This is a genomic window from Knoellia remsis, from assembly GCF_003002895.1.
GTDB classification, from domain to species: domain Bacteria; phylum Actinomycetota; class Actinomycetes; order Actinomycetales; family Dermatophilaceae; genus Knoellia; species Knoellia remsis.
The window spans coordinates 115,422-137,451 of the sequence record NZ_PVTI01000001.1 but is presented as its reverse complement, the minus strand read 5'-3'; the positions used below and the strand labels follow the sequence as shown (position 1 = coordinate 137,451).

The following is a 22,030-nucleotide window of genomic DNA, read 5'->3' as shown; positions in this document are numbered from 1 at the left end:
GCTTCTCGAGTCAGCTGTAGACGAGCTCGCGGCCCCGGACGCGCTCGCCGAGGGCGCGAGCACCGGCGCGGACCTCGTCGAGACCGTCGGCCACGGCGGCCGCCGGGTCGGCGAGGCGCCAGTCCGGGCCGTACGCCTCGCGCGCCAGGGTGATGGCGGCGTCGTTCTCGCCGAGGTCGGCGCCGATGAACGCGAGGACGTCGCGCAGCTGCTTGGCGGCGAGTCCGCCGCCGTGACCGCCGTAGGTGACGATCTCGATCGGCTTGTCCTTCCATTCGGCGTAGAGGTAGTCGATGGCGTTCTTCACCGAGGCCGGGTAGCCGCCGTTGTACTGCGGTGAGAGCAGGACGATGCCGTCGGCGCCGGAGACCGTCGCAGCCCACGCCTTCGTGTGCTCCTGCGCGTAGTCGCCGAGCGCCGGCATCCGCGGCTCGTCGAGCAGCGGGAGGGCGAGGTCTGCGAGGTCGACGATCTCGACCTCGGCGTCGGCGGCCTCGGCGATGACTGGGGCAAGCACCTCGGCGATCTGGTCGCCGACGCGCACCGGACGCACGCTGCCGACGACGAGACGGATGAGGGGTCGGGTGCGGGTGCTCATGAGCACTCCTTCGGGAGCCGTACTAGTTGAACTTTCACCCATCGAACGACGGTCGACCTCAGCGCATTCCCACCACGTAGGCTCACCCCTCGTGTCACCGTTTCGCGAGTCCCTGGAGAACGCCAGCGCCCCTGCCCTGAGGTCGATGTCCGGACTGCCGCGGGCCGTCCCCTTCCTGCTCGTCCTCGGACTCATGGTCGCCGGCATCCTCATCCCCGGCTGGGGCTGGGTGCTCGTCGCCCTCGTGACGCTCTTCCTCCTCTGGCTGCTCCTGCTCGGCTGGCCGCGGCTCACGACGCCGGAGCGGCTCATGCGCATCGCCGTCGTCGCGATGGCGCTCGCGATCACCCTGACCCAGGCCTTCCCCCGCTGACCCTTTTGACAATCATTCTCACCCTAGTTGAGAATGATTGTCATGAAGCTCGCCTCTCTCGCCACGGTCGTCGCCGGCCTGCTCGCCCTCTCCGCCTGCGGCTCCTCCACGACCGACACCGCCGGCGACAGCGCCGGGCGCCTGGCCGTGAGCGCCGCCTTCTACCCCCTCGCGTATGCCGTGGAGCGCGTCGGCGGTGACCACGTCACCGTCACGAACCTCACCCGGGCCGGAGCCGAACCGCACGACCTCGAGCTCACCCCGAAGGACGTCGCCGGACTGCACCGCGCCGACCTCGTCGTCTACGAGAAGGGCTTCCAGGCCGCCGTCGACGCGGCCGTCGAGGGACTTGAGAAGGAGCAGACCTTCGATGTCACCTCGGAGGTCGACCTCACCCTCGACAGCGCCGAGGAGCAGGGTGGCGACCACGAGCACCACGACCACGGCGGCATCGACCCGCACTTCTGGCTCGACCCCACGAAGTACGCCGAGGCCGTGACGGCGATCGGCGACCGGCTCGCGCAGACCGACGCCGGCAACGCACCGGCATACCGGCAGAACGCGGCGACGTTCGTCGCCGAGCTGACCACGCTGGACAACGAGTTCACGGCGGGCCTCAAGAACTGCGCGAGCCGCGAGCTGGTCACCGGCCACGCCGCCTTCGGCTACCTCGCCGCACGCTACGACCTGCACCAGGAGGGCATCTCCGGCCTCTCCCCCGACGTCGAGCCGAACGCCGCGACGATGAAGGCCGTCGTCGAGCTCATCCGTGAGCAGAAGGTCACGACCGTCTACGCCGAGCCACTCGTCTCACCCGAGCTCGCCGAGACCGTGGCGCGCGAGAGTGGCGCCGTCGTCGAGGTGCTCGACCCGCTCGAGGGCATCACCGACACGTCCAGGGGTCGCAGCTACCCCGAGGTCATGCGGGCCAACCTCGCGACCCTCGTCGAAGGACAGGGGTGTCGATGAGCTCCGCACACGACACGGCGCACGCCGCCCCACCGCTCGTCGAGCTGCGGTCGGCATCCTTCGGCTACGGCGACCGCGTGGTCGTCGACCGGGTCAGTCTGGAGCAGCGCGCCGGCGAGGTCGTCGCCCTTCTCGGACCCAACGGGTCGGGCAAGTCGACCCTCGTCAAGGGGCTGCTCGGGCTCTCCGAACACCTCGGCGGCGAGGTCCTGCTCTTCGGCACCCCGATCGAGCGGTTCCGGGACAAGCCGCGCATCGGCTACGTCCCGCAGAGGCACTCGCTCTCGCAGACGGTGCGCGCCACCGTCCGTGAGGTCGTGGCCACAGGACGGCTCGCCCTGCGCCCGTGGTGGCGTCCAGCGGCGGCCGTCGACGCGACCACGGTCGAGCGCGCCCTCGAGGCCGTCGGTCTGGCCGACCGGGCCGGCGAGGACGTCGCCGCCCTCAGTGGCGGCCAGCAGCGCCGGGTGCTCATCGCGCGCGCCCTCGCCGCCGGGCCGGACCTGCTGATCATGGACGAGCCCACAGCCGGGGTCGACGCCGCGAACCAGCGCGTCCTCGCCGACGTCCTCGCGGGTCTCGTGGACACCGGCACCTCGATGCTCGTCGTGACCCACGAGCTCGACGCCTTCCGCGACGTCGTCACCCGCATCGTCTGCATGGACAGGGGACACGTCGACTTCGACGGCGACCCCGCGGCATACGCCACCGGACACCGCAGCCACGAGCGCGGCAGCGGACACCACCACTCCCCCGACGACACGCGTGAGGCCGGCCTTGCCGCCGTCGTGAGCGACCCCCTGCCGACACGGGAGGAGAACCGATGAGCGAGCTGCTGTCCCTCGACTTCATGCGTCAGGCGCTCGTCGCCGCCGTGCTCGTCGGCCTCGCCGCGCCGCTCGTCGGCGCCTTCCTCGTGCAGCGCCGGATGTCGCTCATCGGCGACGGGATCGGGCACGTCGCCCTCGCCGGTGTCGCCGTCGGAATCCTCACGGGGTCCATGCCGGTCGTCACGGCACTGCTGGCCGCCGTCGCCGCGGCCGTCGCGGTGGAGGTGATCCGGGCGACCGGACGCACGAGCGGCGACATCGCCCTCGCCGTCATGTTCTACGGCGGCATCGCACTGGGCGTCGTCCTCATCTCGCGCTCGTCGGCGACGACACCGGCGAACCTCACGGCCTACCTCTTCGGTGCCATCCTCACGACGAGCCGCAGCGACATCGTCGTCTTCGCCGGGCTCGCGACCGTCGTGGTGACGGTGACGTTGGTGCTGCGCCAGCGGTTCTTCGCCGTGGCGAGCGACGAGGAGTACGCCACCGCCGTCGGGCTCCCCGTGCGCGGCTACAACGTGGCCCTGTCCGTGTTGACCGCCGTCACCGTTGTCGTGTCGATGCGGGTCGTCGGGCTGCTCCTCATCACCGCACTCATGATCATCCCCAACGCGTCGGCACAGCTCGTCTCGCGCAGCTTCCGGAGCAGCCTCGCGTGGGCCTCGCTGATCGGGCTCGCGTCGAGCGTGTCCGGAGTCGTCCTCTCCTTCTACGCGGAGACGCCGAGCGGCGGGACGATCGTGCTCATCGCGATCGGCGTCTTCCTCGCCCTGAGCCTCGCCTCCGCGCTGGCCCGGCGGGTGCGTCGGGCCTCGCACGCCCGGGCGGAGCGGCACGACCACGAGCACGGTCCGCGCTGCGGCCACCTCGCCATCGCGCACGACGGTCACGTCGACTACCTCCACGACGGGCACCGGCACGCGGCGCACGACGACCACTGGGACGACCACGGCGACGCCGGCCGGGACGACCACCGGCACGGTGACGACCGCCAGCTCGGCGACGACCACCGGCACGGTGACGACGAGGCGCGCGGACGGCATACGGTCGACGACGAACGCACCGAGGAGGCCACCCGATGACGACGACACGACGCCCCACCCGGCAGCGGGCCGCGCTGGCCGAGCTGCTCTCGCAGACACCGGAGTTCCTCTCGGCGCAGGACGTGCACGCGCGACTCGGCGACCGCGGCGACGCGGTCGGGCTGGCGACGGTCTACCGCAACCTGCAGGCCATGGCCGCGGACGGCGAGGTCGACGTGCTGCGCACCGACGACGGCGAGGCGGTCTACCGGGCCTGCGCGACCGAGACCCACCACCACCACCTCGTCTGCCGCGAGTGCGGTCGCACCGTCGAGGTCGAGGGGCCGGCGGTCGAGCGCTGGGCCGAGGAGGTCGCGCGCGCCAACGGCTTCACCGACGTCACCCACACCATCGAGCTGTTCGGCACCTGCACCTCACACTGACGCCACTCCTGCGCCTGACGCCACTCCCGCGCCCCGACGGGACGCGGGATGATGGAGGCCAGGGAGAAGGAGGCAAGTCCGTCAGATGAGCGACTTCGGTGCACCGACGCGCAGGCGTTCCGACCGGATGGTGGCAGTGCTCGAGCTGCTGGAGACGCGAGGGCACCTGTCCGTGAGCAGCCTGGCCGGGCTGCTCGGCACGTCGCCGGGAACGGTGCGCCGGGACCTCGCCCGTCTGGAGCAGCAGGGCCTCCTCGTGCGAACCCACGGTGGCGCCGGCCCCGCCGTCGGGGGTGGCGAGGTGCCGGTGCGTCTGCGAGGTGCCCACCAGCAGCACACCAAGGCGCGCATCGCCGCGGTGGCGGCAACCCTCGTCCCCCCGGGGCGGCAGACTGTCGGCCTCACCGGGGGTTCGACCACCGCCGAGGTCGTGCGGGCGCTGCGCACCCGGTCCGACCTGACGATCGTCACGAACTCGCTGAGCATCGGCCTGCACGCGGCCGAGCACGGCCAGACACGGGTTCTCATCGGGGGTGGCATGCTGCGCAGCAGCTCGCTCGAGCTCGTCGGACAGCTCGCCGAGTCGACGCTGCGCACCGTGGGGATCGACGTCGCCGTCGTCGGCGCTGACGGGGTCAGCCTGTCCGGAGGGCTCACGACCCACGACCCGTCCGAGGCACGGATCAACCGCACGATGATCCAGCGCGCCCGCCACGTCATCCTCGTCGTCGACCACACCAAGCTCGGGCGGTCGACCGGAGCCCACATCACGACCCTTGCGGATGTCGATGTCGTCGTCACCGACAGCGCAGCCTCGGAGGCGTCCCTGGACGACCTTCGAGGCTCCGGCGTGGACGTCCGGGTCGTGCCGGGTCGCGCCACCCCTGGCCTGGTCGACAACCCGGCCTGAGCGCCGGCCGGGAGGGACTGGCCGAGAGGGACTGCAGGACAGACATCGGGCGGGCCCCGTCGCGTGGTGCGACGGGACCCGCCCGTGTCCGTGGGCCGTGGTCAGCGGGGCCGTCGGACCGGGGGACCCTCGGGTCCACCGGCCCTCGGGTCCACCGGCCCTCGGGTCAGCGCCCTCCGACCTCGACGACCCGCAGGTTGTCGATGACGAGGTTGCCCTGACGGCCGCTGCCGGACTTCACCACGCCGAAGAACGTCGGGGTGGTCGCGTCGCCCGCGGTGAACTCGAACGTGAACTGCTTTGTGCCAGAACCGCGCTCGTCACCGAGGCTCCAGCCGGCGCCACGCGCCTGTGCCACGGGCATGGTCTTCGTGATGTTCTCCTTCCAGCCCGTCGCGGTCGCCGTGTCGGTGCCGACGACGACGGAGTAGTCGTCGTCATAGGCCGCTTGGTAGTCGAACGTGACCTTGTAGGTCCTGCCCGGCTTCGTGGGCACCGACGCCGACGTGGAGCGCAGGACGAGCCCGCGGTTCTCCTCGTTGGACATCAGCGACCAGTCACCGTCGAGGGCGTTGTCGAGGTACTTCTGGCCCTCCACGGCGGTCGAGCCGCCGCCGTTGACGAGGCCGTACCAGCCGGACTGCGAGTACGGCTCGTGCCGCTTCGCGAGCTGGGTGCGAGCGTCACCGCCAGCGTTGCGGGACCCCGTGACGAACGGCCAGTAGCCGGTGTCGACGTTCTCGAAGTCCTCGAAGGCCACGGTGCCGGGGACCGCGCCGGCCTCCGCGGGCGCCGTCCACGGAACGACCCGCAGGTCGTCGACCGACACCTTCGCCGCGCCCGCGTCGGCGCGCACGGTGAGGTTGACCGGACCGCCACGCGTCGTGAACCGGATCGGCACTCGCTGGAAGTAGGTGCCCTTCTTCTCGTCGGAGGCGGTGGCGTTGATCGCCGAGCTCGAGGTGATCGTGGTCGCCACCTGGCCCCGGTGCCCGCCCTGCGTGGGCTGCGCCGCGACGTCTCCGGTCGCTCGGACGGACACCGTCCGGGTCTTGCCGGGCTCGATCTCGACCCAGGCCCAGGCGCTGTACGAGCCCGCCGGGAGCCGCAGCTGCTGACCCACGGACGACGCGCGTGGGCCGAGTTCGGCCTGGAAGTTGCCGCGGTCGGTCCGGACGACCTTCACCGAGCCCGACGTGCGGTACGCGTCGAGGGTGCCGGAGAAGAAGCCGGGGTCGGAGATGCCGCTGCCCTCACCCCAGTTCGGGGCCTGCGCTGCCGGCACCTTCGACGTCGGGTAGAGCACGTATGCCGTGTCCGCCTCCGTCGCGGGAAGGGAGACCTTGCCGCCCGTCACCGGAACGTCGGCAACCTTGGCCCGGCCCGTGTCGGTGAGCTTGAAGAGGGTGAGCTGCTTCTGCGACGCCCAGGCGTCGGTCAGCTCCCAAGTCGCCTTGGCCTTGCCGGGGTTCCAGTAGTAGAGCCGGTCCGAGCCGCCGTCCTTCCATGGCAGCAGGTAGCTGCCCTGGTCGTAGACCGTCGCGCCGTCGAAGGTGATGGTGCGGTTGGTCGGGACGGTCTTGCCGTCGATGGTGTCGAGCGGCGATGTGACGACCGTGCCGTTCTCGAACGTGATGCTCTTGTCCTGCCAGCGCATGATGTCGGACTGCTGGAGGAACTTCGCGGGCAGGTTGCGCTCCCACACGTTCTTGATGAAGGCGTTGTAGTCGTTCTTGCGCTGCCAGCCCTCGAACTCCACGATGTTGGGGTTGCCGAGCCTGGGGTCGGGGTTCCACGTGTCGCGGTAGGAGTTCTGGACGAAGCGCGCGAGCTGGGAGTTGATGCCCTTGTGGGTGGCACCGCCGTAGTTCTCATCGACGGCCCAGTGCGCCCAGGTGTTGGCCTGCGGCATGGCGTAGGACCACTCGGAGCTGATCCGCCAGCCCTGCTTCTGCGCCTCGGCGGCGAACCGGTCACCTTCCCACCCGCGCGGGTAGTAGACGTCCCAGTAGAGCCAGTTCATGTTGGAGTCCGCCGGGAAGTTCTTGCGCAGCTCGGCGAGGCGCTCGAAGACGTTGTTCGTCGCCAGGTCCTTCTGGTTGTTCATCTTGTAGGACTGGTTCATCCACCCCCAGCCCGCGACGGGCGGCATGGTGAGCAGGTCCTCGCCGAACGAGTTGGCCTCGGAGTAGCTCTCGGTCGCGTTGACGTGGACGCCGAAGGTGGCGTTCCAGTCCTTGCCCTCGGAGACGAGGGTCTTCATGTCCTTCAGGCCACCAGCGCGCTCGTTGTAGTTGTCGCCGTAGTCGCCCTGGGCGGAGTCGTGCCCCTCGGCCTGGTAGCCCTTGAGCAGCGCCTGCTGCCCGAGCTTGTCCGTGGCGAGCGCGATCCGCTTGGTGTCGTCGAGGGTCCGCAGGAAGGGGTGCGTCGCCTGGGAGACGATGTTGAACGGGATCCTCGCGACCACGTAGTTCTTGACGTCCTCCATGCCGACGAAGGGCGTGAGGATGTCGCGGGTCGCCAGCGCGCCGTCCTGCCAGTTGACGACGGCGTCGCGGTTGGCGTCCGCCGTGATCTTCACGGTGATCTTCGGGTCGGGATCGACGCCGATGCCCGAGCCGTCGTCGTAGGTCGAGACGGCCTGGCCCCGGTAGGTCCACTCCGCGGCACCGACGCTGCCGACCCGGACACCGTCGACGGTGTGCACCCGCTGGCGGAAGCGGTCGGCGTTGCTGCCGCGCCCGGGAACCGTGTTGTCGCCGATGGCGTTGGTCTCGAAGCCGGCGGCGAGTCCGGAGTCGTTGGCCGTGACCATCCACGCGTTGCCCGCGCCCTCCTCGGCGCCTGCCACCGTGATGAGCGTGTCTCCCGGCACGTTGCGGTTGATGCTCATCTTCGTCGCCATGATCTGGGACTTCGGGTCGTCGCCGGTGACGGAGACGAGGTCGAGGTCGGGGATGGAGATCCGGTTGAGCTTGCGCTGCGGGTCGGCGATCTTGGTGAGCGAGTAGGTGACGGCCCCGTCCTTGACCGAGATGACCGCCGTGAGCGAGGCGCCCGGGAGCTTGGTGAACGTCACCGGATAGCTGACGCTGGCGCCCGACACCGTGGCCGTGCCGACCGTGACGGGCTGCTCGACCCCGTCGACGGTGATCGAGGTCAGCGCTGAGCCGAGGCGTCCGGCGAGCTGCTTGCCACCGAGGCGGTAGTCGACGACCTGCGGGAAGTCCGGGTGGGTGCGGACGGTGAGGGTGCCGTCGGTGATCGTCAGGGCACCCTCCGGGACGGCGATGTCGAGAGCTTCGGTTGCCGCGCCCACGGCGCCGGGTGCGCCGGACGGCGCCGTCGGCACGGCCGCTCCTGCGGCCGGGGTCATCGAGAGCCCGACCGCTCCGGCGAGCGCGAGGGCCAGCGCTCCTGTGTGTCTGCGTGCCACGTCTTCCTCCTCGTGATGGCCGGCGACGTCGCCGGTTCGCCGGGAGGGAACCACGGGCAGCGACAGTGCGGGCCTGGTCACACCACGCTACGAGCGGGCCATGCACCCCACGAAGGAAATGACCAGCCGGACTGCGCATTTCCGGTCACGCCGTCCTCACCCATCCACGACTGGTGGCCGGTTCCCGGCCGGCGCGACCGCCGGGAACCCGGCAATCAGTCGGTCGTGACCGGCGTGGCGGCGAGGTCGACGGCGCCGCCGTAGCGACGCTCCCGGTCGGCATAGATCTCGATGGCGCGCCACAGGTCGCGCCGGTCGAAGTCCGGCCACAGCGTGTCGAGGAAGACCATCTCGGCATACGCGCTCTGCCACAGCAGGAAGTTGCTCGTGCGCTGCTCCCCCGACGAGCGCACGAAGAGGTCGACGTCCGGCATACCCGGCTCCGGGAGGTAGCGCGCCAGCGTGCGGTCGTCGACGCTGCGCGGCTTGACCCGGCCGTGTGCGACGTCCTCGGCGAGCGCCCGCGCAGCGTCACCGAGCTCGGCCCGGCCCCCGTAGTTGACGCAGAAGTACAACGTGAGCCCGGTGTTGTCCTTCGTCATCTCCTGCGCGATCTCGAGCTCCTTGATGACCGAGCTCCACAGCTTCGGCCGCCGCCCGACCCAGCGCATCCGGACGCCCCATTCGTTGAGCTGGTCGCGGCGGCGACGGATGACGTCACGGTTGAAGCCCATGAGGAAGCGCACCTCGTCGGGCGACCGCTTCCAGTTCTCGGTCGAGAAGGCGTAGGCCGACAGGTGACTCACCCCGGCCTCGATGGCTCCGGCGACGACGTCGAGCAGCGCCGCCTCACCGGCCTCATGCCCCTTGGTTCGCGGCAGCCCGCGCTGGTTGGCCCAGCGACCGTTGCCGTCCATGACGATGGCGACGTGCCCGGGCACCTGTCCCGGCGCCAGCGCCGGAGGCTGCGCACCACTCGGGTGCGGGAAGGGCTTGGCGTATGCCGTGTCTCGGCTCGTCACCGCTCCACCATACGGAGCGAACGGACCCCTCGTTCGAGATGCCACTGCAGGAACGCGCTGGTGAGTCCCGACCCCTCGCGCCGGTGTCGCGGGTCGGACGCGTCGGCGATGGCCCAGTCCCCCGCCAGCAGGGCGGCCAACAGCCGCAACGTCTCCGGCGCGGGCGCCGCGGAACCGGGCGGACGGCATACGGGACAGACGGCGCCGCCGGAGACGATGTGGAAGGCGCGGTGCGGACCCTGCGCGCCACACCGTGCGCAGTCGTGGAAGCTCGGCGCCCAGCCGGCGATCGCGAGCGCGCGCAGCAGGTAGGCGTCGAGGACGAGCCGGGGGTCGTGCTCCTTGCCTGCGAGCGAGCGCAGCGCGCCGGTGACGAGGAGGTACTGCTGGAGCGCCGGCTCGCGCTCCTCGGTGAGCCGGTCGCACGTCTCGAGGACGGCGTTCGCGGCGGTCCACGCGTCGTAGTCGCGGGCGATGACGTCACCCCACGGCTCGACCGTCTCGGCCTGGGTCACCGTGTCGAGGGTCCGGCCCTCGTAGCACTGGAGGTCGATGAGCATGCCCGGCTCGAGGCGCGCGCCGAAGCGGGACTTCGTGCGGCGCACGCCCTTGCCGACGGTGCGCACCTTGCCCAGGGTCCGGGTGAGGACGGTGATGATGCGGTCGGCCTCCCCCAGCTTGTGGGTGCGCAGGACGACACCCTGGTCTCGGTAGAGCGGCACCACACCATTGTCCCCTGCCGCACCGACATCGCCGGTATGCCGTGCCGTTACCGTCGATGTCGCGTCGCCGCCCGTGCGGTGCCAGTAGCGTCGGGGAATGAGCACGGATGAGCCCTTCTTCGACCCGCTCCCGCCTCCGCCCCCGCCGTCGGAGGAGGAGACGAGCCAGCAGGTCCACAACGTGCCGTGGTCGCCGCCGCTCAACGTCGTGCCGGTCACCGTCATGGCCGACCTCGACATCGTGAACCGACCCGACGTCGTCATCCGGCTGGACCGCGCCCGAGTCCACGACCGCGGGGTCGAGCTCCAACTGGACGTGTGGCTGCACCCCGATGCGCTCCCACGGATCGATGGCCCCTATGGCATGCGCAGCGAGCCGCGGTTCGGCATCCTGCTCGCCGACGGCACGAAGCTCGGTTCGCGCGTCGACTCCGAACCGGGCGACGTGGACGAGTCTCGGCCCCTGCTGCAGTGCAGCCTCGGCGGCGGGATGGACGTGCGCGCGCACCAGTCGTGGTGGCTCCGACCCGTGCCGCACGGCGCTGCCACGGCGGTCCTCCGCTGGGACGACCTGGACATCCCTGAGACCCGAGTCGACCTCGCCACGGACGCATGGCGCGCGGTCGCGGCGCAGGCGCGTGAGCTCTGGCCGCTGCCGGACTTCGACCCAGAGGTGGGCATGGGCTGGTTCGCCTACGCCCCGATGACCCAGGCGGCATACAGCCCCGGGAGGGATCTCGCCACCGGAAGGGCCGGGGAGGACTCCCCGCCCGCTCCGGTCGCGCCCGACGACGGTCAGCCCTAGGTTCGTTGCGGCAGAGCACTTTTGACCGCGACTGAACGAGGGGTACGACCATGTGCGACCAGCATCCAGAGCCCGGCACGACGACCTCGGCCGTGGGGCGGCGCGCCCTGCTCCGCGGCGGCGGAGGCCTCGTCCTCGGCGGTGGACTCGTGCTTGCCGGCGCCGGGGCGGCGCAGGCCGCGACCTCGCAGAACGGCTGGCCGGCGAGCAGCAGCCCGAGCGCGATCGGCATCACCGGCTTCAGCATCGCCGGCCGCTCCTTCCCCGCCGGGGTGAAGTCGGGGCAGGTGCACACGATTCTCGGCTACGTCGCGACGCGGTTCCACAACGAGGTCGAGGCCCTCGTCGACGGCTGGAACTGGGGCTACAACTTCCGCGCCATCTCGGGCAGCACCACCTACTCCAACCACGCGTCGGGCACGGCCATCGACTGCAACGCCCCGCGGCACCCGCTCGGAGCATCCGGCACCTTCAGCTCGACGCAGGTCAGCCGGATCCGCTCGATCCTCACCTACTGCGACGGCGTCGTGCGCTGGGGCGGCGACTACTCCTCACGCAAGGACGAGATGCACTTCGAGATCAACGTGCGTCCGGGTGACGCGCGGCTCGCCGCTCTCGTGACGAAGATCGGCGGTGGCGGCGGCGGAACCACGACGACGACCTGGCGGACGGTCAGCTTCGGCGCGACCGGCTTCCGGGTCACCGCGATCCAGCACCTGCTGCGGGCGCGCGGGCAGTCCCTCACCGTCGACGGATCCTTCGGAGACATCACCCTCGCCAAGGTCAAGGCGTTCCAGAACTCCCGGGGGCTCACGCCCGACGGGGTCGTCGGACCGAAGACGTGGGCCGCGCTCGTCGTCGTCGTGCAGTACGGCTCCTCTGGTGAGGCCGTCGTCGCGGCGCAGAAGACACTCACCGCGCGCGGCTATTCGCTCACCGCCGACGGCGCGTTCGGCGACGTGACCCGTTCCAAGGTCACGGCGTTCCAGAATTCCCGGGGGATCACGCCCGACGGTGTCGTCGGCCCGGTCACGTGGTCCCGCCTCACGTACTGACACCCGCGCGCGTGAGGTGAGCGGACGGCATACCTGCACAGACACTAGAACATGCGTTCGATCTGAGGTAGCGTCGGCGGCATGGCCGCGGTCCTGCAGAGCTCGCTCTTCGACACCGGTGACGTCGTCGAGGTCGGGCCCCTCGCGCCCACCCGGACGCACCTCTCGCGCGGCGCGTGGGTGGACTACCAGCCGGCGTGGCTGGGCGGTGCCGACGTGCTCTTCGACGCGCTGCACTCCGGCGTGCCGTGGAAGGCGGAGCGGCGCGAGATGTACGAGCGCGTGGTCGACGTCCCGCGGCTGCTGAAGTTCTACGAGGAGGGCGAGCCGCTGCCCCACCCTGCACTCGTCACCGTGCGAGAAGCATTGTGCGAGAGGTATGCCGGTGAGCTGGGTGAGCGGTTCGTCACGGCCGGGATGTGCCTCTACCGCGACGGCCGTGACTCCGTCGCGTGGCACGGTGACCGCATCGGTCGGGCGAAGGACCTGGACACGATGGTCGCGATCCTGTCGGTCGGGTCGGCCCGCTCGCTCATGCTGCGGCCGCGTGGCGGCGGGTCGTCGATCGGCTTCTCCCTCGGGCACGGCGACCTTGTCGTCATGGGTGGGTCGTGCCAGCGCACGTGGGACCACGCGATCCCCAAGACGAGCAAGCCGGTCGGTCCGCGCATCTCGATCCAGTTCCGCCCCCGCGGCGTCCGCTGACCCGCGACTGATTGCTCTTTCCAGGCACCCGCTGTGCCGGGAATCGGCAATCAGTCCGGGGAGGGGTGCCGGGAACCGGCAATCAGTCGGGGGACGTGGGGTGGGTCTGTGGGCTGCGACGGGGTCGTCTAGGGTCGAAGGCGACGCGGGGTGCCTGCTGGAGCGGGCTGAGATCACACCCGTTGAACCTGATCTAGCTCGTACTAGCGAAGGGACGTCCGATGACGACTCGATCCGTCGACCCGACCGCCACCGCCGGTGAGGGCCCGGCACTCGCACCTGCCGACCTCGCCTCCGTGCTCGCGGACCTGCGCACGCAGACACCACTGGTGCAGTGCATCACGAACTCCGTCGTGACGAACTGGACGGCGAACGTCCTGCTCGCCGCCGGTGCCGCGCCCGCGATGGTGGACAACTCCCACGAGGCCGCCGAGTTCGCGGGGGTGGCCAGCGCCCTGCTCGTCAACCTCGGGACGCCGACCGAGGACACCGTGAAGGCCATGAGTTTGGCCACGGAGTCGGCCCGTCTCGCGGCGACGCCGTGGGTGCTCGACCCGGTCGCTGTCGGTCCGCTGTCGTGGCGCACAGAAACCGCGAAGACCCTTCTGCGGCAACGTCCGTCAATCATCCGTGGCAACGCGTCCGAGGTGCTCGCCCTCGCCGGTGGCGCGGGCGGCCGGGGCGTCGACGCGACGGACACCTCGCAGGACGCTCTGGAGACCGCACGAATGCTCGCCCGCGAGCACGACACCGTCGTCGCAGTCTCCGGCGAGGTCGATGTCATCACCGACGGAGAGCGTGTCGCGCGTCTGGCCAACGGGCACGAATGGCTCACTCTCGTCACCGGCGTCGGGTGCGCGCTGGGTGCACTCATGGCCGCATGCGCTGCCGTGACCGATGACCGCCTTGCCGCCGCGGCGACGGCAACCACCCTGCTCACCGTCGCAGCCGAGCCGGCGGCGGAGACGAGTGCCGGCCCCGGCAGCTTCGCGGTGGCGCTGCTCGACGGGCTGCACACGGCGACCACGGAGGACCTGGCTGCGCGGGTGCGGCTGTCGTGAGCGCCGTTCTCTCCGTGGCGGACTGCGGGTCAGGCGGTGGCGAGCGAGCCCCGCTCGACCTCACGCTCTACCTCGTCATCGGGCCGGTGCACTCCCCCGGCCGTCCGGTCCCCGAGGTCGTGGCGGCCGCCGTCCGAGGCGGGGTCACGTGCGTGCAGCTGCGCGACCCGAACCTTCCGGATGAGGAGTTCGTGACCCTCGGTCGAGAGGTCGCCTCCGTCCTCGAAGGCACCGGCGTGCCGTTGCTGGTCAACGACCGGGTCCACCTCGTCGGCGCCATCGGCGCGGACGGAGTGCACGTCGGACAGTCCGACACCTCCGCCGGCGAGGCGCGCGCCGCACTCGGCGACACGGCATACGTCGGCCTGTCCGCACAGACGCTCGTCCACGTGGACGAGGCTCGCTCGAGCGGGGCGACACCCGACTACCTCGGTGTCGGTCCGGTGTGGCCGACCGGCAGCAAGCCGAACGCCGCTCCCCCGGGTGGCATCGAGCGCCTGCGGACCATCAGCGCCGCCAGCCCGTGGCCGTGCGTCGCCATCGGCGGAATCACCACGGAACGCGCAGCGACGTTGCGGGACAGCGGAGTTCACGGCATCGCCGTCGTGAGTGCCATCTGCGACGCGGACGACCCGGCCACGGCGGCACGCGAGCTGCGCGCGGCATACGAAGGAAGGACCTCATGACCCCCACCGACACGACCGACGGTGCGGCCACCCGGCCGCCCGTGGTGCTCAGCATCGCCGGGAGCGACCCGTCCGGCGGCGCCGGGATCCAGGCCGACCTCAAGACCTTCAGCGCGCTCGGCGCCTACGGCTGCGCCGCCATCACCGCGCTCACCGCACAGAGCACCCGCGGCGTCACCGGCGTCCACGTCGTGCCGCCGGAGTTCGTCACCGCCCAGGTGCGCACGCTCGTCGACGACGTCGCGCTCGACTCCGTGAAGATCGGGATGCTCGCCGACGCCGCGATCGTCGAGGCGGTCGGCGAGCTGCTGGGCGACCGCCTCGGCGCGCCCGCCGTGCTCGACCCCGTCATGGTCGCGACGAGCGGGGACCGGCTCCTCGACGAGGACGCCGTCGCCGCGATGCGCGAGCTCGTGCCACGCGCCGCCGTCATCACCCCCAACCTGCACGAGGCCGCGGTCCTCCTCGGCACCGAGGTCGCCGCCGACGTCGCCGCGATGGAGCGGCAGGCCTGTCAGCTCGTCGAGCGGCTCGGGGCTCGCCGCGTGCTGCTCAAGGGCGGCCACGCCACGGGCGAGGACGCCGTCGACGTGTGGTTCGACGGGGATCGGGTGGAGCTGCTCCGCGCCCCGCGCGTCGACACCCGCAACACGCACGGCACCGGGTGCACGCTGTCGTCCGCAGTCGCCGCGCTGTTCCCACAACGTGCCTCCTGGCTCGAGGCCGCCCGCGACGCCAAGGACTACCTGACCGGTGCGCTGCGAGCCGCCGACGGTCTGGGCATCGGGGCGGGGAACGGCCCGGTCCACCACTTCCACGACGTCTGGGGGCGTGCATGACGTTCTCCGACGACGCTTGGGCGGCGATCGCCCCCATCCGCGAGGCCATCGACCGCCTCCCCCTGCTCGTCGAGCTCGAGGCCGGCACCCTCGACCGGGCCGTCTTCGACGAGTACCTCGCGCAGGACGCGCACTACCTTGCCTCGTATGGCCGCGCGCTCGCCCTCGCGGCCAGCCAGAGCGTCGACCCCGACCACCTCGTCTTCTGGGCCGAGAGTGCGCGCGGCGCGGTCATCGTCGAGCGCGAGCTGCACGCTGCCCATGTTGCCGACTTCGGTGCCACTAGCCCGAGCCCGACGTGCACGGCATACACGTCGTACCTCCTCACACTCGGGACGCGCGGCTGCTATCCAGAGCTCATCGCGGGAATCCTGCCGTGCTTCTGGATCTATGACGACGTCGGCCGCCGGCTCAAGGAGTCCGTGACGGCCCGAGGCGACCTCGCCGACCACCCCTTCGGCGACTGGATCGGCACCTACGGCGACCCGGAGTTCGCGGCGTCGACCGCGCGGGCCCGCGAGATCGTCGACGAGGCCGCAGCCGGGTCGAGCCCCGACGTCGTCGCGCGGATGCACGACGCCTTCGCGACGGCGGCACGCTACGAGTGGATGTTCTGGGACGCGCCGATGCGTCTCGAGACCTGGCCCGTCTGACGCCGACTTCCCGTGCCTTGTGTGCCTGACGCAGACACCCACGTCTGCGTCAGCCACACACGGTGAAGGTCACGCCGCCGCGTCGCGCTCGGCCCGGTTGACCGCCGAGAGCACCGCGGTGAGCGATGCCCGCACGATCGAGGAGTGCACACCGACGCCCCAGAGCACCCGGTCGCCGACGGCGCACTCGACATAGGCTGCCGCCCGCGCGTCCCCACCGGAGGACAGGGCGTGCTCGGAGTAGTCGAGCACCCGCACGTCGACGCCGATCGTCGAGAGCGCGTCGATGAAGGCCGCGATCGGGCCGTTGCCCCAGCCGTCGACGGTGATCTCGCGGTCGCCCTCGCCCCGGTCGAGCATGACCGCAGTGATGTGGTCGCGCCCGTCCTCCTCGCTCACGAGGGTGTGGCTCACCGGCGTGAACCGGCCCCAGTCGTTGCGCTTGCCGGGCTTGGCCGGGAGGTACTCGTCGCGGAAGACCTGCCACAGCTCGGCCGCCGTGATCTCGCCGCCGAGCTCGTCGGCCCGCCGCTGCACGACCTGGGAGAACTCGACCTGCAGCCGGCGCGGGAGGTCCAGGCCGTGCTCGGACTTGAGCAGGTAGGCCGAGCCGCCCTTGCCGGACTGGCTGTTGACGCGCACGACCGCCTCGTAGGAGCGCCCGATGTCGTGCGGGTCGATGGGCAGGTAGGGCACGCCCCAGTCGAGCTCGTCGACGCTCTTGCCGTCGGCGCGGCCGCGGCGCTCCATGTCCTCGAAGCCCTTCTTGATGGCGTCCTGGTGGGAGCCGGAGAAGGCCGTGTAGACGAGGTCGCCGCCCCACGGGTGGCGCTCGTGGACGGGCAGCTGGTTGCAGTACTCGACGGTGCGCCGGATCTCGGCCATGTCGGAGAAGTCGATCTGCGGGTCGATGCCCTGGCTGAAGAGGTTCATGCCGAGGGTCACGAGGCAGACGTTGCCGGTGCGCTCACCGTTGCCGAAGAGGCAGCCCTCGATGCGGTCCGCGCCGGCGAGGTAGCCCAGCTCGGCGGCTGCGACGCCCTCGCCGCGGTCGTTGTGCGGGTGCAGGCTGACGACGACGGACTCGCGCCGGTCGAGGTGGCGGATCATCCACTCGATCGAGTCGGCGTAGACGTTCGGGGTGGCCATCTCGACGGTCGCGGGCAGGTTGATGATCATCTTGTGGTCCGGCGTCGGGTCGATGACGTCGATGACCTCGTTGCAGATCCGCACCGCGAACTCGAGCTCGGTGCCGGTGTAGGACTCCGGCGAGTACTCGTAGTAGACGTCGGTCTCGGGGATCGTCTCCTCGAGCTTGCGGCACAGGCGCGCCCCCTGCAGGGCGATGTCGATGATGCCCTCCTCCGGCAGGTCGAAGACGACCCGCCGCTGCAGCACCGACGTCGAGTTGTAGAAGTGCACGATGGCCTGCTTGGCCCCGCGGATCGCGTCGAAGGTCCGCTCGATGAGGTGGTCGCGGCACTGGGTGAGCACTTGGATCGTCACGTCGTCGGGGATGTGCCCGCCGTCGATGAGCTCGCGCACGAAGTCGAAGTCGGTCTGGCTCGCGCTGGGGAACCCGACCTCGATCTCCTTGTAGCCCATCTTCACGAGGAGCTGGAACATGCGCATCTTGCGTTCGGAGTCCATCGGGTCGATGAGCGCCTGGTTGCCGTCGCGCAGGTCGACAGCGCACCAGCGCGGCGCCTTCGTCATCACCTGGTCGGGCCACGTGCGGTCGGGCAGCTCGACGCTGATCTGGTCCTGGAAGGGGACGTACTTCGTCGTCGGCATCCCCGACGGCTGCTGGGGGTGGATCATCTCTCGCCTCTCGTCGTGCTGGTCATCAGCTGGGGGTGTCAGCCGGGCACAGCGAACTCCGCGACGAGGGGCGGCCGATCAGTCAGGCCCCGCCGCGGCAGCGAAGGAGGAGGCGAGAGGTTCGCACGGTCGTCAGTATGCCGTCCGCGCGCCACAGCGTCAGTCACCGGTCCGCACTGTGGTCACCTTGGTCTCAGCCGCGACAGCGCACGGAGAGGCAGGTGACGCAGCCCTCGAGCTTCTCGAACTCGCCGATGTCGACGGTGACGACGTCGTAGCCGCTGCTGCGCACGATGTCGGCGGACTTCGGCGCACTCGCCGCCATGAGCAGCACCCCGTCGCCGAGATCGACGACGTGCGCGCCGCCCTCCTCCGGCATCGAGAGGTAGGCCGGGAACGCCTGCGGCCAGTCGACGACCGGGTCCCACCCGATGACCGTGCCGTCGGGCAGCGCGGTCACCGCGGACTTGAGGTGCAGCGCGCGCTCGACGGTCACGGCCTGCGTGCGCAGGCCGACGGACGCCAGGTGCCCCGCGAGCTGCTGGACCCCGGCGCCGTTGGTGCGTCCACCGAGGCCCACGTATGCCGTGTCGCCGGTCTTGAGGACGTCTCCCCCGTCGAGGGTGCCCGGGTCCTCGATGCGGGCCACGCGGTAGCCGAGGTCGCGCACGACCGCCTCGACGGCGTCGACCTCCGGCTTGCGTTCTGCCGCACCGGGATTCGTGAGGACGGCGAGGTCACCAGCGACGACGACGGCGTCCTCGACGAAGACGGCATCGGGGCAGTCGTCGGCCTCCGGCACCTCGACGAGGTGCCACCCCGCGGACCGCAGCGCAGCGGCATACGACTCCCACTGCTGCATCGCGAGGTCGACGTCGATCGGCGAGCGGTCGAGGTGGGTGACGAGCCCCTCGGCGAGACGAGGGCCGGGACGGCGGACGAGTGCGGTGCGACGGGTCACGCGGACACGCCGGCGCGGCGGGCGAGCTCCTCGGCGATCTGCACCGCGTTGAGCGCCGCACCCTTGCGCAGGTTGTCGCCGACGACAAAGAGCACGAGCCCCTTGCCGGCCGGGGCCGACTGGTCGGCCCGCACCCGTCCGACGAAGACCTCGTCGCGGCCGGCGGCCTCGAGCGGGTTCGGCACGTCGGTCACGACGACGCCGGGCGCCTTGCCCAGCAGCTCGAGGGCACGCTCGGGGTCGAGCTCGCCCTCGAACTCGGCGTGGATGGCGAGCGAGTGGCCGGTGAAGACCGGGACGCGCACGCAGGTGCCCGAGACGAGGAGGTCCGGGACGTGCAGGATCTTGCGCGACTCGTTGCGCAGCTTCTGCTCCTCGTCGGTTTCGTCCGACCCGTCGTCGACGAGCGATCCGGCCAGGGGCACGACGTTGAAGCCGACCGGCACGGCATACACGTTGGGCTCGGGGACGGCGACCGCGCGCCCGTCGAGGGCGAGCCCGCGCGGGTCGCCCGCGGCATACCCGCCGCGCAGCTGGGTGTCGAGCTCGGTGACGCCCTTGCCGCCGGATCCGGAGACGGCTTGGTACGACGCGACGTTGAGCCGGACGAGCCCGGCGGCGTCGTGCAGCGGCTTGAGAACCGGCATCGCGGCCATCGTCGTGCAGTTGGGGTTCGCGACGATGCCCTTGGGGACGGTGTCGAGGTCCTCGGGGTTGACCTCGGCGACGACGAGCGGGACGTCAGGGTCGCGGCGCCAGGCCGAGGAGTTGTCGACGACCGTCGCGCCCGCCTCGGCGACGCGCGGCGCCCACTCCTTCGACGTCGAGCCGCCGTTGGAGAACAGCGCGATGTCGAGCCCCGAGAAGTCGGCCGTGGCGGTGTCCTCGACCGTGACGTCCTCACCGCGCCACGGCAGCGTCGAGCCCGCCGACCGCTCGGACGCGAAGTAGCGGATCTGCTCGACGGGGAAGTCCCGCTCGTCGAGCAGGGTCCGCATGACCGAACCGACCTGACCGGTTGCACCGTAGACACCAACACGCATGGCTCCCAGTGTAGGAGCCATGCGTGTCGGGTCGATCCGTCCGGTCAGCTGGTGGGCACCCGGCCGCCGTGGTCGGCGTCGGTGCCGGCGTCCCGACCGGTGTTGGTGCCGGCGTCCCGACCGGCGTCGGAGCCGGTGCGAACGTCGGTGTGGCTGCGGTCGGCGCCGTCGACGAGCACGTCCTCACTCTCGCTGGCCGCCGCCGACGTCGGGATGGCGACGAGCTCGCCCACCCCCTCGCCGGGCTTGGCCTCCTCGTAGACGAGGGTGAAGTCGTCGCCGTGGTCGGTCACGCCGCTGACGACGGCCTGCTCGACCGCGGCCACGGCGTACGCACGACGGACGATGAGCGGGTCCTTGCTCAGGTCCTTCACGAGCGCGATGGCCAGGCCGATCATCACGAGGAGGAACGGCAGGGCCGCGACGATCGTGATGTTCTGCAGTCCGGTCAGGGCGTCGTCACCACCGACGAGCAGCATGACGGCGGCGACGGCACCTGTGGCCGCACCCCAGAAGATGACCGTCGGGCGGCTCGGCACGAGCGTCCCGCGCTCGGAGAGCGTGCCCATGACGATCGAGGCCGCGTCCGCGCCGGACACGAAGAAGATCGCGACGAGGAGCATGACGACGATCGAGGTGACGGTCGACAGCGGCAGGTTGCCGAGCATCGCGAAGAGCGAGCCCTCGGCCGAGCCCTCGCCGGCAATGTCGATGCCGGAGCGCTGCTGCTGGATGCCGGCGCCACCGAAGATCGCGAACCACACGAGCGAGACGACGCTCGGGACGAAGAGCACGCCGGTGACGAACTGGCGGATCGTGCGGCCGCGCGAGATGCGCGCGATGAACATGCCGACGAACGGGGTCCACGAGACCCACCAGGCCCAGTAGAAGATCGTCCAGCCGGAGAGCCACTCCTGCATCGCGTCGCCACCGGAGGCGTCGGTGCGGGCCGACATCATCGCGAGGTCCTGGAAGTAGGAGCCGATCGCGGTCGGCACGAGGTCGAGGATGAACACCGTCGGGCCGACGACGAAGACGAAGAACGCCAGGACGACGGCGAGCACCATGTTGATGTTCGACAGCCACTGGATGCCCTTGGCGACGCCCGAGACGGCGGACAGGATGAAGCACACGGTGAGGATCGTGATGATCGCGACGAGGACGCCGTTGCCGACCGTGCCGATGCCGCCGACGATCTCGAGCCCGGAACCGATCTGGAGGGCGCCGAGGCCGAGCGAGGCGGCCGAGCCGAAGAGGGTGGCGAAGATCGCGAGGATGTCGATGACCTTGCCGGCCGGGCCGTTGGCGCGCTTCTCACCGAGCAGCGGCGCGAAGGCCGAGCTGATGAGCAGCGAGCGGCCCTTGCGGAAGACGCCGTACGCCACGGCGAGGCCGACGACCGCGTAGATCGCCCACGGGTGCAGCGTCCAGTGGAAGAGGGTCGTCGCCATGGCCGTCTGCACGGCCTCCGGGTTCCCGGCCGCGCCGGTCCCGGGCGGCGGGGTGACGAAGTGCGACAGCGGCTCCGAGACGCCGTAGAACATCAAGCCGATGCCCATGCCGGCGCTGAACATCATCGCGATCCACGACACGGTCCGGAACTCCGGCTCCTCGTCGTCGCGGCCGAGCGGGATGCGGCCGTACTTGCTTGCCGCGAGCCAGATGACGAACACGACGAAGCCCGACGCGACGAGCGCGAAGAGCCAGCCCATGTTCGTCACGACCCAGCTGAGGCTGTTCGCCGACGCGGTGCCGAGTGACTCGGTGTTGAGGAAGCCCCAGAGCACGAACCCGATCGCGATGACGGCCGTGACGCCGAAGACGACGGTGTCGAGCTTCTGGGGACCGTTGGCCGAGTGCTCCTCGACGTGGTGGTCGAGGGCGGGGTGCGGCCTCGCGCCGCGCAGGGGACCGTCGAGCCGGTCGTGTTCGCCAGCGGCCTCCCCCGGGGCCGTCGGTCCGGTCTTCATGAGTTTCGTCGTCACAGGTGAATCGGCGTGGTGTGCGCCGCTCCTTCACTTCGTCTCGGGAGTTTCGTATGCCGTGTGGTCAGTTGCGTATGAGCGTTCGTGTCGT

The 22,030-nt window shown here is 70.8% G+C and carries 21 protein-coding genes and 1 riboswitch; of the genes, 13 read left to right on the top strand and 8 right to left on the bottom strand.

What is annotated here, in order from left to right:
• Positions 1 to 10 precede the first annotated feature (10 nt).
• Positions 11 to 598, bottom strand: a complete 588-nt coding sequence (locus tag BCF74_RS00620; RefSeq protein WP_106296023.1) for an NADPH-dependent FMN reductase — start codon at positions 596 to 598, stop codon at positions 11 to 13.
• Positions 599 to 689: 91 nt separating this feature from the next.
• Between BCF74_RS00620 and BCF74_RS00615 the strand changes: the two genes are divergently transcribed.
• The 6 genes from BCF74_RS00615 (at position 690) to BCF74_RS00590 (ending at position 5,145) form a co-directional block, all read left to right on the top strand.
• A complete protein-coding gene (locus tag BCF74_RS00615; RefSeq protein ID WP_106296022.1) occupies positions 690 to 971 on the top strand; it encodes a DUF6703 family protein in 282 nt (93 codons plus the stop codon).
• Positions 972 to 1,013: 42 nt separating this feature from the next.
• Positions 1,014 to 1,940 (top strand): metal ABC transporter substrate-binding protein, encoded by a 927-nt coding sequence (locus tag BCF74_RS00610; protein WP_106296021.1) that lies wholly within the window; start codon positions 1,014 to 1,016, stop codon positions 1,938 to 1,940.
• Positions 1,937 to 2,767, top strand: coding sequence for a metal ABC transporter ATP-binding protein (locus BCF74_RS00605; RefSeq protein ID WP_106296139.1), 831 nt, complete (start codon positions 1,937 to 1,939; stop codon positions 2,765 to 2,767). Before BCF74_RS00610 ends, BCF74_RS00605 begins: the two co-directional genes overlap by 4 nt.
• The gene (locus tag BCF74_RS00600) at positions 2,764 to 3,852 is read left to right on the top strand and encodes a metal ABC transporter permease (RefSeq protein WP_106296020.1); all 1,089 of its coding nucleotides are present in this window, start codon (positions 2,764 to 2,766) and stop codon (positions 3,850 to 3,852) included. The genes BCF74_RS00605 and BCF74_RS00600 overlap by 4 nt, the downstream gene beginning before the upstream one ends.
• Entirely contained in the window at positions 3,849 to 4,235 is a 387-nt protein-coding gene (locus tag BCF74_RS00595; RefSeq protein ID WP_106296019.1) for a Fur family transcriptional regulator, read from the top strand. Before BCF74_RS00600 ends, BCF74_RS00595 begins: the two co-directional genes overlap by 4 nt.
• A gap of 85 nt (positions 4,236 to 4,320) precedes the next feature.
• A complete protein-coding gene (locus tag BCF74_RS00590; protein ID WP_218279168.1) occupies positions 4,321 to 5,145 on the top strand; it encodes a DeoR/GlpR family DNA-binding transcription regulator in 825 nt (274 codons plus the stop codon).
• A gap of 166 nt (positions 5,146 to 5,311) precedes the next feature.
• Here the strand turns inward: BCF74_RS00590 and BCF74_RS00585 are convergent, their stop codons facing one another.
• From BCF74_RS00585 to recO, 3 genes are all read right to left on the bottom strand, one after another.
• The gene (locus tag BCF74_RS00585) at positions 5,312 to 8,581 is read right to left on the bottom strand and encodes an endo-alpha-N-acetylgalactosaminidase family protein (RefSeq protein WP_106296018.1); all 3,270 of its coding nucleotides are present in this window, start codon (positions 8,579 to 8,581) and stop codon (positions 5,312 to 5,314) included.
• Between the two features lie 215 nt (positions 8,582 to 8,796).
• Entirely contained in the window at positions 8,797 to 9,603 is an 807-nt protein-coding gene (locus tag BCF74_RS00580; protein ID WP_106296017.1) for an isoprenyl transferase, read from the bottom strand.
• Positions 9,600 to 10,325 (bottom strand): DNA repair protein RecO, encoded by a 726-nt coding sequence (gene recO, locus BCF74_RS00575; RefSeq protein WP_106296137.1) that lies wholly within the window; start codon positions 10,323 to 10,325, stop codon positions 9,600 to 9,602. The genes BCF74_RS00580 and recO overlap by 4 nt, the downstream gene beginning before the upstream one ends.
• A gap of 97 nt (positions 10,326 to 10,422) precedes the next feature.
• Between recO and BCF74_RS00570 the strand changes: the two genes are divergently transcribed.
• The 7 genes from BCF74_RS00570 (at position 10,423) to BCF74_RS00540 (ending at position 16,129) form a co-directional block, all read left to right on the top strand.
• The gene (locus BCF74_RS00570; RefSeq protein ID WP_106296016.1) at positions 10,423 to 11,130 is read left to right on the top strand and encodes a hypothetical protein; all 708 of its coding nucleotides are present in this window, start codon (positions 10,423 to 10,425) and stop codon (positions 11,128 to 11,130) included.
• A 50-nt stretch (positions 11,131 to 11,180) separates the two neighbouring features.
• Positions 11,181 to 12,185, top strand: a complete 1,005-nt coding sequence (locus tag BCF74_RS00565) for a peptidoglycan-binding protein (RefSeq protein WP_106296015.1) — start codon at positions 11,181 to 11,183, stop codon at positions 12,183 to 12,185.
• Positions 12,186 to 12,266: 81 nt separating this feature from the next.
• On the top strand, positions 12,267 to 12,890 hold the full coding sequence (locus tag BCF74_RS00560; RefSeq protein ID WP_106296014.1) for an alpha-ketoglutarate-dependent dioxygenase AlkB: 624 nt from the start codon (positions 12,267 to 12,269) through the stop codon (positions 12,888 to 12,890).
• Positions 12,891 to 13,026: 136 nt separating this feature from the next.
• A riboswitch (TPP riboswitch) is annotated at positions 13,027 to 13,122 on the top strand.
• Positions 13,112 to 13,951, top strand: coding sequence for a hydroxyethylthiazole kinase (gene thiM / locus BCF74_RS00555; RefSeq protein WP_106296013.1), 840 nt, complete (start codon positions 13,112 to 13,114; stop codon positions 13,949 to 13,951). (Overlaps the previous riboswitch by 11 nt.)
• The gene (gene thiE / locus BCF74_RS00550) at positions 13,948 to 14,637 is read left to right on the top strand and encodes a thiamine phosphate synthase (protein ID WP_245889134.1); all 690 of its coding nucleotides are present in this window, start codon (positions 13,948 to 13,950) and stop codon (positions 14,635 to 14,637) included. Before thiM ends, thiE begins: the two co-directional genes overlap by 4 nt.
• On the top strand, positions 14,634 to 15,476 hold the full coding sequence (gene thiD, locus BCF74_RS00545) for a bifunctional hydroxymethylpyrimidine kinase/phosphomethylpyrimidine kinase (RefSeq protein WP_106296012.1): 843 nt from the start codon (positions 14,634 to 14,636) through the stop codon (positions 15,474 to 15,476). Before thiE ends, thiD begins: the two co-directional genes overlap by 4 nt.
• Complete coding sequence (locus BCF74_RS00540; protein ID WP_106296011.1) at positions 15,473 to 16,129, top strand: TenA family protein; 657 nt, start codon at positions 15,473 to 15,475, stop codon at positions 16,127 to 16,129. Before thiD ends, BCF74_RS00540 begins: the two co-directional genes overlap by 4 nt.
• A gap of 69 nt (positions 16,130 to 16,198) precedes the next feature.
• Here BCF74_RS00540 and leuA read toward each other — a convergent pair whose 3' ends face one another.
• From leuA to BCF74_RS00520, 4 genes are all read right to left on the bottom strand, one after another.
• Entirely contained in the window at positions 16,199 to 17,950 is a 1,752-nt protein-coding gene (gene leuA / locus BCF74_RS00535; protein ID WP_106296010.1) for a 2-isopropylmalate synthase, read from the bottom strand.
• A 193-nt stretch (positions 17,951 to 18,143) separates the two neighbouring features.
• Positions 18,144 to 18,911 (bottom strand): dimethylargininase, encoded by a 768-nt coding sequence (gene ddaH / locus BCF74_RS00530; RefSeq protein ID WP_106296009.1) that lies wholly within the window; start codon positions 18,909 to 18,911, stop codon positions 18,144 to 18,146.
• Positions 18,908 to 19,954 (bottom strand): aspartate-semialdehyde dehydrogenase, encoded by a 1,047-nt coding sequence (locus BCF74_RS00525; protein WP_177426619.1) that lies wholly within the window; start codon positions 19,952 to 19,954, stop codon positions 18,908 to 18,910. The genes ddaH and BCF74_RS00525 overlap by 4 nt, the downstream gene beginning before the upstream one ends.
• A gap of 44 nt (positions 19,955 to 19,998) precedes the next feature.
• On the bottom strand, positions 19,999 to 21,924 hold the full coding sequence (locus tag BCF74_RS00520) for a BCCT family transporter (protein ID WP_106296134.1): 1,926 nt from the start codon (positions 21,922 to 21,924) through the stop codon (positions 19,999 to 20,001).
• Positions 21,925 to 22,030: the final 106 nt, after the last annotated feature.

Coding starts and splice junctions, on each gene's coding strand:
- BCF74_RS00620 (WP_106296023.1), bottom strand. CDS start 598: ATGAGCACCCGCACCCGACCCCTCATCCGTCTCGTCGTCGGCAGCGTG.
- BCF74_RS00610 (WP_106296021.1), top strand. CDS start 1,014: ATGAAGCTCGCCTCTCTCGCCACGGTCGTCGCCGGCCTGCTCGCCCTC.
- BCF74_RS00605 (WP_106296139.1), top strand. CDS start 1,937: ATGAGCTCCGCACACGACACGGCGCACGCCGCCCCACCGCTCGTCGAG.
- BCF74_RS00600 (WP_106296020.1), top strand. CDS start 2,764: ATGAGCGAGCTGCTGTCCCTCGACTTCATGCGTCAGGCGCTCGTCGCC.
- BCF74_RS00595 (WP_106296019.1), top strand. CDS start 3,849: ATGACGACGACACGACGCCCCACCCGGCAGCGGGCCGCGCTGGCCGAG.
- BCF74_RS00590 (WP_218279168.1), top strand. CDS start 4,321: ATGAGCGACTTCGGTGCACCGACGCGCAGGCGTTCCGACCGGATGGTG.
- BCF74_RS00570 (WP_106296016.1), top strand. CDS start 10,423: ATGAGCACGGATGAGCCCTTCTTCGACCCGCTCCCGCCTCCGCCCCCG.
- BCF74_RS00565 (WP_106296015.1), top strand. CDS start 11,181: ATGTGCGACCAGCATCCAGAGCCCGGCACGACGACCTCGGCCGTGGGG.
- BCF74_RS00560 (WP_106296014.1), top strand. CDS start 12,267: ATGGCCGCGGTCCTGCAGAGCTCGCTCTTCGACACCGGTGACGTCGTC.
- thiM (WP_106296013.1), top strand. CDS start 13,112: ATGACGACTCGATCCGTCGACCCGACCGCCACCGCCGGTGAGGGCCCG.
- thiD (WP_106296012.1), top strand. CDS start 14,634: ATGACCCCCACCGACACGACCGACGGTGCGGCCACCCGGCCGCCCGTG.
- BCF74_RS00540 (WP_106296011.1), top strand. CDS start 15,473: ATGACGTTCTCCGACGACGCTTGGGCGGCGATCGCCCCCATCCGCGAG.
- leuA (WP_106296010.1), bottom strand. CDS start 17,950: ATGATCCACCCCCAGCAGCCGTCGGGGATGCCGACGACGAAGTACGTC.
- BCF74_RS00525 (WP_177426619.1), bottom strand. CDS start 19,954: ATGCGTGTTGGTGTCTACGGTGCAACCGGTCAGGTCGGTTCGGTCATG.
- BCF74_RS00520 (WP_106296134.1), bottom strand. CDS start 21,924: ATGAAGACCGGACCGACGGCCCCGGGGGAGGCCGCTGGCGAACACGAC.